Origin of the sequence: Streptomyces sp. UH6 (assembly GCF_013421635.1) — a bacterium.
GTDB lineage: Bacteria > Actinomycetota > Actinomycetes > Streptomycetales > Streptomycetaceae > Streptomyces > Streptomyces abyssomicinicus.
Map to the genome: position 1 here is coordinate 1 of NZ_JACADT010000179.1, position 8,048 is coordinate 8,048.

The 8,048-nt window shown below is 69.6% G+C and carries 7 protein-coding genes; 1 reads left to right on the top strand and 6 read right to left on the bottom strand.

Translation table 11 applies throughout. From position 1 onward, the window contains the following. Window positions 1-59: 59 nt before the first annotated feature. The 6 genes from HW445_RS11935 to HW445_RS11960 form a co-directional block, all read right to left on the bottom strand. Entirely contained in the window at window positions 60-854 is a 795-nt protein-coding gene (locus tag HW445_RS11935; protein ID WP_257231015.1) for a Tellurium resistance, read from the bottom strand. Window positions 855-1,022: 168 nt separating this feature from the next. Then, complete coding sequence (locus HW445_RS11940) at window positions 1,023-2,156, bottom strand: DUF475 domain-containing protein (RefSeq protein WP_151773040.1); 1,134 nt, start codon at window positions 2,154-2,156, stop codon at window positions 1,023-1,025. 100 nt (window positions 2,157-2,256) lie between these two features. Next, window positions 2,257-2,835 (bottom strand): TerD family protein, encoded by a 579-nt coding sequence (locus tag HW445_RS11945; RefSeq protein WP_180220999.1) that lies wholly within the window; start codon window positions 2,833-2,835, stop codon window positions 2,257-2,259. 188 nt (window positions 2,836-3,023) lie between these two features. Beyond that, window positions 3,024-3,599 carry a TerD family protein gene (locus HW445_RS11950; protein ID WP_180221000.1) on the bottom strand — a complete coding sequence of 192 codons (576 nt, stop codon included), beginning with the start codon at window positions 3,597-3,599 and terminating at the stop codon, window positions 3,024-3,026. A gap of 119 nt (window positions 3,600-3,718) precedes the next feature. Further along, a complete protein-coding gene (locus HW445_RS11955) occupies window positions 3,719-4,177 on the bottom strand; it encodes a peroxiredoxin (protein ID WP_180221001.1) in 459 nt (152 codons plus the stop codon). Window positions 4,178-4,328: 151 nt separating this feature from the next. Continuing rightward, a complete protein-coding gene (locus HW445_RS11960) occupies window positions 4,329-4,766 on the bottom strand; it encodes a DUF3052 domain-containing protein (RefSeq protein WP_218042065.1) in 438 nt (145 codons plus the stop codon). Between the two features lie 463 nt (window positions 4,767-5,229). Between HW445_RS11960 and aceE the strand changes: the two genes are divergently transcribed. Next, complete coding sequence (gene aceE / locus HW445_RS11965) at window positions 5,230-7,986, top strand: pyruvate dehydrogenase (acetyl-transferring), homodimeric type (protein WP_180221002.1); 2,757 nt, start codon at window positions 5,230-5,232, stop codon at window positions 7,984-7,986. The last annotated feature ends 62 nt before the right edge of the window (window positions 7,987-8,048 follow it).

Below are 8,048 nucleotides of genomic sequence, written 5' to 3' on the forward strand. Positions count from 1 at the left end.
CAGGTTCCGCGGAGCGGACCGTCACGTACGCGACGTGGGCCTGCGCCCGCCCGGCGGGGTCAGCGGCCGGCGGACTTGTAGCCGCGCCCCCAGTTGAGGCCCCAGCCGTAGAGGCGGTCGAGTTCGGCCTGGAAGCCGTACACGTACCGCGCCTCGCGGCGGACGAAGATCTCGCCCTTGACGTTCTCCACCATGAACACCGCGCAGGACCGGGCCTGCGGCTGGCGCTCGTCGAGGTCGATCTCGATCACCGGGTCGGCGCCGGCGAAGAGCGTCACCGTGGCCTCGGTGCGGTCGAAGGCCGGCGTCTCGTCGTAGATGTAGGCGAAGACCAGCAGCCGCCGGATGTCGCCGCGGTGGTCGAGGTTGATGTGCATCGTCTCGCCCGACCCGGAGCCCGCCCGGTCGTCGCCGTCGAGCTTCACGTACGGCGGCTCGTTGATGGAGCCGTAGAGGCCGCCGAGCGGCTGGACGACGCCCTTGGAGCCGTCGGTCATCTCGTACAGGCAGCCCAGGTCGAGGTCGACGCGGACCATCGACTGGGTGTGCCCGACGATCTCCGGCGGCTTCAGCGCCCGCAGCGGGTGGCGCAGCAGGCTCTCCCGCATGCCGCCCCCGAGGTCGGAGGTCCGCATCCGCCAGGCCAGCTGGACCCGCAGGTTGCCGGTGTCGACGCCCTGCTTGGTCAGCGAGACCCGGCGCCTGCGGCTGGTCAGCCGGACCGGGCCGCCGCGGGACCCGCGGGTGTCGAACCCGGCGGCGTGCCAGGGCCGCAGCCCGTCGAAGAAGCCCGAGAACGCCGCGCGGCCCGGCCTGGCCCCCGGCTCCCTGGACCCCTGTTCCGTGGAAGCCATCCCCGTCCACACCCCTCGTACCTCGTCGCCCGCCGCCCCGCGCACACCGCGGGGCGGTCCCGAGGACTTCCGTCCTCGACGACCGCCCCGCCAAGAGCGTTCCCCTGCCGACGGGTGCGGTACACGCGGTGAGGGTCACACACGGGGTCGCACGTCGGCACGCGGGGGTCACACGCCGGAGGAGACCTCCGCCTTGCCGTCGGCGCCGCCCTCCGCGGCGAGCCGCTTGTTGCGGCGGACCGAGGACAGGAAGGACCAGCCGATCAGGAAGACGCCGATCAGGCCGGTGATGATCTCGTGGATCTCGTACTGGATGGTGACCAGCAGGATGACGGCCAGGGCGCCGATCGCGTAGTGGGCGCCGTGCTCCAGGTAGACGTAGTCGTCCAGGGTGCCCTGGCGGACCAGGTACACGGTGAGCGAACGGACGTACATCGCGCCGATGCCGAGGCCCAGCGCCATCATGATGATGTCGTTGGTGATCGCGAAGGCGCCGATGACGCCGTCGAAGGAGAACGACGCGTCGAGGACCTCGAGGTAGAGGAACATGAAGAAGGCGGCCTTGCCGACCAGCATCACCGCGGACCGCGGCTTGCCCTCCGCGACGGCCTTCTCCTCCGCCTCGTGCTCGCGTTCCTCCTCCTCCTCGAGCTTGTCCTCGAAGAAACCGGAGAGACCGCCGACCACCAGGTAGGTGATCAGGCCGGCGATGCCGGAGAGCATCACCGTCCCGGACTTGTCCATGTGGCCGCTGTGCGTGTGGGCGTGCGTCGCGACGGTCATCGCCGCGACCAGCAGGACGATCAGGGCGATGCAGACCGACAGCATGTCGATCTTGCCGAGCTTGGCGAGCGGGCGCTCCAGCCAGGCCAGCCACTTGATGTCCCGGTCCTCGAAGATGAAGTCGAGGAAGATCATCAGCAGGAACATACCGCCGAACGCGGCGATCGCCGGGTGGGCGTCCGTCACGTACTGCTCGTAGAGCTCCTTGTTGTTCAGCGCCAGGTCGACCGCTTCGATCGGGTTGAGCTGGGCGCTGACGGCGACGATGACGACGGGGAAGACCAGCCGCATGCCGAAGACGGCGATCAGGATGCCGATGGTCAGGAAGATGCGCTGCCAGAACGGGCTCATCTTCTTCAGGATTCCGGCGTTGACCACCGCGTTGTCGAACGACAGCGAGATCTCGAGGACCGACAGGATGGCGACGACGCCGAAGGCCGTCCATCCCCCGTAGATGATCGCGACGACCAGGCCGAGCGCGGTGACCGCGAACGACCAGCCGAAGGTTTTGAGTACCACTGGCTACCCCATCATGTGGCGGGGGACCGCCCCGCACCCGGCTTTACTCTTCGTTGACCCGAAGTCTAGGGTCGTGTCGCGTCCCTGTGACGCCCGGGGCTCAGGAGACGTCGACCCCGTGGTCGAGCGCGATGCCGCGCAGACCGGACGCGTACCCCTGGCCGACCGCGCGGAACTTCCACTCCCCCTGGTACCGGTAGAGCTCGCCGAAGATCATCGCGGTCTCGGTGGAGGCGTCCTCGGAGAGGTCGTAGCGGGCCAGTTCCATGCCGTCGGCGTCGTTGACCACGCGGATGAAGGCGTTGGCGACCTGGCCGAAGCTCTGGCCGCGCAGGTCGGCGTCGTGGATGGAGACCGGGAAGACGATCCGCTCGCACCGCGCGGGCACCTGGGGGAGGTCCACGACGATCGACTCGTCGTCGCCGTCCCCCTCGCCGGTGAGGTTGTCGCCGGTGTGGGTCACCGAGCCGTCGGGGCTGGTGAGCTGGTTGTAGAAGACGAACCAGTCGTCCCCGAGGATGCGGCCGCCGGGCCCGCAGATCAGGGCGCTGGCGTCGAGGTCGAAGGGCGCTCCGGTGGTGGAGCGCGCGTCCCAGCCGAGCCCGACCGTCACCTTGGTGAGGTTGGGGGCGGCCTTGGAGAGGGAGACGTTGCCTCCCTTGGCGAGCGTGACACCCATGAACGGATCCTCCCCTGAAGTCTGCGGAAGCGACGGCGCCCGTCAGGGGCGGCGTCTGCGGAATTCGACGGCGCGCCGTACGACGGCCGGCACCCCGGTGCCGACCGTGCCCCGGGCCCCGGACCGGCGCGCCGCGGGCGCGGCCGCCGGTCCGGGGCCCGGAGCGGTGTGCCCTGGGCGGGTGGACGTCAGACGTTGACGCCGAAGTCCTGGGCGATGCCGCGCAGGCCGGAGGCGTAACCCTGGCCCACGGCGCGGAACTTCCACTCGGCGCCGTGGCGGTAGAGCTCGCCGAAGACCATGGCGGTCTCCGTGGAGGCGTCCTCGGAGAGGTCGTAGCGGGCGATCTCGGCGCCGCCCGCCTGGTTCACCACGCGGATGAACGCGTTGCGGACCTGGCCGAAGGACTGCTGGCGCGCCTCGGCCTCGTAGATCGAGACCGGGAAGACGATCCGGTCCACGTCGGCCGGGACCGTCGCCAGGCTGACGCTGATCGCCTCGTCGTCGCCCTCGCCCTCACCCGTGCGGTTGTCGCCGGTGTGCTCGACGGAGCCGTCCGGGCTCTTGAGGTTGTTAAAGAACACGAAGTGCGCGTCGCTGGCCACCTTGCCGGCCGCGTTGAGCAGCAGGGCGCTGGCGTCCAGGTCGAAGTCGGTGCCGGTGGTCGTGCGGACGTCCCAGCCGAGGCCGACGATGACGGCCGTCAGGCCGGGCGCCTCCTTGCTCAGCGAAACGTTGCCGCCCTTGCTGAGGCTGACTCCCACGAGTCCTCCCTTTACTGTCCGGGGGCGGGGAGCCCCTTGGTACGTCGTAACAGGTCAACGACCGATCGTAGTGACCGGTTCCCGCCCGGGGGGCGGAGAACCCGGCAGAAACAGCCGGATCACATGCTCTCGAGCGCCTTCACGTAGTCGTTCAGGTCCCGCGCGTCGGGAAGGGCGTTGACGACGGTCCAGCGGACCACGCCCTCCTTGTCGATGATGAAGGTGCCCCGCACGGCGCAGCCCTTCTCCTCGTCGAAGACGCCGTAGGCGCGCGACACGTTCCCGTGCGGCCAGAAGTCGGAGAGCAGGGGGTACTCGAAGCCCTCCTGCTCGGCGTAGACCCGCAGGGTGTGGATGGAGTCCGCCGACACGGCGAGCACCTGGGTGTCGTCGTTGACGAAGGACGGCAGGTTGTCCCGGATGTCGCAGAGCTCGCCCGTGCAGACGCCGGTGAAGGCGAAGGGGTAGAAGAGGAGCACCACGTTCTTCGCGCCCCGGTGGTCGGAGAGCCTGACCGTGCGGCCGTGATTGTCCTTCAGCTCGAAGTCCGGGGCCTCGCTGCCGACCTCGATCGCCATCGTCTCGTGTTCCCTTCGGTGGCTGCACAACTGGGCGGATCACACCCTACGCGGCCTGCGGAAACCGCGGGAAAACGCCGTGGGGGGACGGACGGGCCGCACGGCCCGTCCGTCCCCCCGCGGTCGGGGTCGTCCTCCTCGGGGAGGCACGTCACCGCTTGGTCTTGGCGCCCTTCGGCGTCAGCAGGCGGCTGCCGCTCCAGTCCTTGCCCACGCTGACGCTCTTGGTCGCGGAAAGCCCCGCGGTCGTCGCGGCTTCGGCGATCTCGCTCGGCTCGACATAGCCGTCACGGCCCGTCTTGGGCGTGAGGAGCAGGATCGAGCCGCCTTCCTCGATGTACGTGGTGGCGTCCACCAGCGCATCGGTCAGGTCGCCGTCGTCGTCGCGGAACCACAGCACCACGGCATCGGCCACGTCGTCGTATTCCTCGTCGACCAGCTCGCTGCCGATGACTTCCTCGATGGCCTCGCGAAGCTCCTGATCGACGTCGTCGTCGTAGCCGATCTCCTGGACCACCTGCTCGGGCTGGAACCCCAGCCTGGCGGCAGGGTTCGTCCGCTCCTCCGCGTGGTCCGCGGTCGCGCTCACGGGTTGCCTCCTGATCATGTTGCGAATTGTGTCTCCTCCGGCTCGCCCAGGAGGCTGCCGGGGGAAGGGTTCGAGCCACGCGCGTGCGCGAAGCATTGGCCGTAGTCCACACGGGCGGGACCGATCGCGCAAGTACCCGGCCGTCGAGACCGCCGAAACGGTGACGTTCCCGGCGGCGCGGTGGCAAGTTCCGGATGCCGATCCCGGCCCCGGGTGACGCAGGCCACACTATTCTGTCCTCTTTGCCGCTTTCGGCGGACACCATGCGTGCGACATGCGAATTGTTTTGCGAAACCTGTCGGGAGTGAGCGTATTCGCTTTCGGTGACCCGCGCGTCACGGGGGTCGGCCGCCGGCCGTCCGCCCGCCCGGGCCCGCGGGAGGTGAGGTTCACGATCAGCGGGTACACCATGGGAGAAACCCACTGAGAACGACAGGACTCCCTGCGAGAGCGAAGGAACGCCGTGGCTTCCGGACCCGGACCAGATCGCGCCCCGATCATCATCGGCGGCCTGCCCAGCCAGGTCCCCGACTTCGACCCCGAGGAGACCCGGGAGTGGCTCGACTCCCTCGACGCCGCGATCGACGAGCGGGGCCGCGACCGGGCGCGCTACCTGATGCTGCGCATGATCGAGCGGGCCCGCGAGAAGCGCGTGGCCGTGCCCGAGATGCGCAGCACGGACTACGTCAACACGATCGCCACCAAGGCCGAGCCGTTCTTCCCGGGCAACGAGGAGATCGAACGCAAGATCCTCAACGCGACCCGCTGGAACGCCGCGGTGATGGTCTCCCGCGCGCAGCGGCCGGGGGTCGGCGTGGGCGGCCACATCGCCACCTTCGCCTCCTCCGCCTCGCTGTACGACGTGGGCTTCAACCACTTCTTCCGGGGCAAGGACGGCGGTGACGGCGGCGACCAGATCTTCTTCCAGGGCCACGCCTCCCCCGGCATCTACGCCCGCGCCTTCCTGCTGGACCGGCTCTCCGAGGCGCAGCTGAACGGCTTCCGCCAGGAGAAGTCGAAGGCGCCCGACTGCCTGTCCTCGTACCCGCACCCGCGCTCCATGCCGGACTTCTGGGAGTTCCCGACGGTCTCCATGGGCCTGGGTCCGCTGGGAGCGATCTACCAGGCGCGGATGAACCGCTACATGGAGGCGCGCGGCATCGCGGACACCTCGCGCTCCCACGTCTGGGCGTTCCTCGGCGACGGCGAGATGGACGAGCCGGAGTCGCTGGGCCAGCTCTCCCTGGCCGCCCGTGAGGGGCTGGACAACCTGACCTTCGTGGTCAACTGCAACCTGCAGCGGCTGGACGGGCCGGTGCGCGGCAACGGGAAGATCATCCAGGAGCTGGAGTCGGTCTTCCGGGGCGCCGGCTGGAACGTGATCAAGCTGATCTGGGACCGCAGCTGGGACCCGCTGCTGGCCCAGGACCGCGACGGCGTCCTCGTGGACAAGATGAACCGGACGCCCGACGGCCAGTTCCAGACCTACGCCACCGAGTCCGGCGCCTACATCCGCGACCACTTCTTCGGCGGCGACCACCGGCTGCGCGCCATGGTCGAGAACATGACCGACGACCAGATCCTCCACCTCGGCCGCGGCGGCCACGACCACCGGAAGATCTTCGCGGCCTACTCGGCGGCGCTGGCGCACAAGGGCCAGCCGACGGTCGTCCTGGCCAAGACGATCAAGGGCTGGACGCTGGGGCCCAACTTCGAGGGCCGCAACGCCACGCACCAGATGAAGAAGCTGACGGTCGACGACCTCAAGCGCTTCCGCGACCGGCTGCACCTGCCGATCGCCGACAAGGAGCTGGAGGACCCCTACGAGGCCCCGTACTTCCACCCGGGCAAGGACTCCGAGGAGATCCAGTACATGCACGACCGGCGCCGCGCGCTGGACGGGTACGTGCCCACCCGGGTGCTGCGCTCCAAGCCGTTGACGCTGCCGGGCGACCAGGCGTACGCGGCGGTGAAGAAGGGCTCCGGCAAGCAGACCATCGCCACCACCATGGCGTTCGTGCGGCTGCTGAAGGACCTGATGCGGGACAAGGAGATCGGCAGGCGGTTCGTGCTGATCGCGCCGGACGAGTACCGCACGTTCGGCATGGACTCGTTCTTCCCGAGCGCCAAGATCTACAACCCGATGGGCCAGCAGTACGAGTCCGTCGACCGCGACCTGCTGCTCGCCTACAAGGAGTCACCGACCGGCCAGCTGCTGCACGACGGCATCTCCGAGGCCGGCTGCACCGCCTCGCTGATCGCCGCGGGTTCGGCCCACGCCACCCACGGCGAGCCGTTGATCCCGGTGTACGTCTTCTACTCGATGTTCGGGTTCCAGCGCACCGGTGACCAGTTCTGGCAGATGGCCGACCAGATGGCGCGCGGTTTCGTACTGGGCGCGACCGCGGGGCGCACCACGCTGACCGGTGAGGGGCTCCAGCACGCGGACGGCCACTCCCAGCTGCTGGCCTCGACCAACCCGGCGTGCGTGGCCTACGACCCGGCGTTCGGGTTCGAGATCGCGCACATCGTGCGGGACGGGCTGCGCCGGATGTACGGCTCCTCGCCGGAGCATCCGCACGGCGAGGACGTCTTCTACTACCTGACCGTGTACAACGAGCCGATCGTGCACCCGGCCGAGCCGGAGGACGTGGACGTCGAGGGCATCCTCAAGGGCATCCACCGGTACGCGCCCGGCACCTCGGGCTCGATCCCCGCCCAGATCATGGCCTCGGGGGTGGGACTGCCCTGGGCGCTGGAGGCGCAGCGGATCCTCGCCGAGGACTGGGACGTGCGGGCCGACGTCTGGTCGGCGACCTCCTGGAACGAGCTGCGGCGTGAGGCGGTCGCGGTGGAGGAGCACAACCTGCTGCACCCGGAGGAGGAGCCGCGGGTGCCGTGGGTGACCCGGAAACTGTCGGGCGCCGAGGGGCCGTTCGTGGCGGTCTCCGACTGGATGCGGTCGGTGCCGGACCAGATCGCCCGCTGGGTGCCGGGGCCGTACACCTCCCTGGGCGCCGACGGCTTCGGCTTCGCCGACACCCGCGGGGCGGCGCGGCGGTTCTTCCACATCGACGCGCAGTCGGTGGTGGTGGCGGTGCTGGCCGAGCTGGCCAAGACGGGGAAGGTGGACCGCGGGGTGCTCAAGCAGGCGATCGACCGCTACCGGATCCTCGACGTCGCCGCGGCCGATCCCGGCACGATGGGCGGCGACGCCTGACCGCCGACGCCTGACCCTCGACGCCGGGCCCTTGAGGCCGGGCCCTCCCCGTCTCGTGGCCC